The 1,000-nt window shown below is 61.3% G+C and carries 1 protein-coding gene; it reads left to right on the plus strand.

The window, feature by feature from the left end:
* Nucleotides 1–120 precede the first annotated feature (120 nt).
* Nucleotides 121–933, plus strand: coding sequence for a class D beta-lactamase (gene blaOXA / locus EOD07_RS35680; protein ID WP_127238457.1), 813 nt, complete (start codon nucleotides 121–123; stop codon nucleotides 931–933).
* Nucleotides 934–1,000: the final 67 nt, after the last annotated feature.

The raw sequence follows: 1,000 nt of genomic DNA on the forward strand, positions 1-1,000 counted from the left end.
GATCTTAACGGTCCGGTAGGGTTAACGCGAAGCTGCACAAACACTGCGAATTTGAGACAAAATCGAGACAAGACGCCTCGCTAAGCCGCTCTCGTAATCTCATACCGGAGTGACTTCGCCATGCGCCAGATGGACCGCTATCCCTTCATTTTTGCCATCGTCCTCTTCCTTCTGGCCTGGATGCTGGGCCTGCCGGTGCGAGCGCAATCGGCGCCGCTCAACGATATCCACTGCACGCTGATCCAGGATGCGCAAAGCGGCGCCACACTTTACCAGGACGGTGTCTGCGACAAGCGCGTCAGCCCGGCTTCCACTTTCAAGGTACCCCTGGCGCTGATCGGCTACGATGCCGGAATATTGACCGATGCGCACACGCCGAGCTGGGACTACAAGCCCGAATTCAAGGCGGCGAAGCGCGATCAGAAGAGCGTCGATCCGACGATCTGGGAGCGCGATTCCATCGTCTGGTACTCGCGCGAGATCACGCGGCGTCTGGGCGCTGAGAAGTTCGCTGGTTACGTGTCGAAATTCGGCTATGGCAACAAGGACGTCTCGGGCGATGCCGGCAAGGACAATGGGCTCACGCAATCCTGGATCAATTCCTCGCTCGAAATATCGCCGGTCGAGCAGACGGCGTTCCTTCGCCAGCTGCTCGCCGGCAAGATGCCGGTGTCGGCGAAGGCGCATGAAATGACCAGGGCGATCCTGCCGACCTTCGCGGCGGGAGACTGGACGGTGCAGGGCAAGACGGGCAGCACCAGGCTTGGCCAGGACGGCAAGCGCTCGCTCGGCTGGTTTGTCGGCTGGGCCGAGAAGGACGGCCGCCGCATCGTCTTTGCAAGGCTGGTCATCGATGCCAAGCGTACCGACAAGCCGAAGGGGCTTGCGACACGGGCGGCGTTCCTGAAGGATTTGCCGCAGCTGGTGAAATGAGGCTCGCCGCACGCAAAGTCAGGAGAAGGCGATCCGACGGGCGGATCGGTCGCGGCTGATCAAACGC

This window comes from Mesorhizobium sp. M2C.T.Ca.TU.002.02.1.1 (genome assembly GCF_003997225.1).

Coding starts and splice junctions, on each gene's coding strand:
- blaOXA (WP_127238457.1), top strand. CDS start 121: ATGCGCCAGATGGACCGCTATCCCTTCATTTTTGCCATCGTCCTCTTC.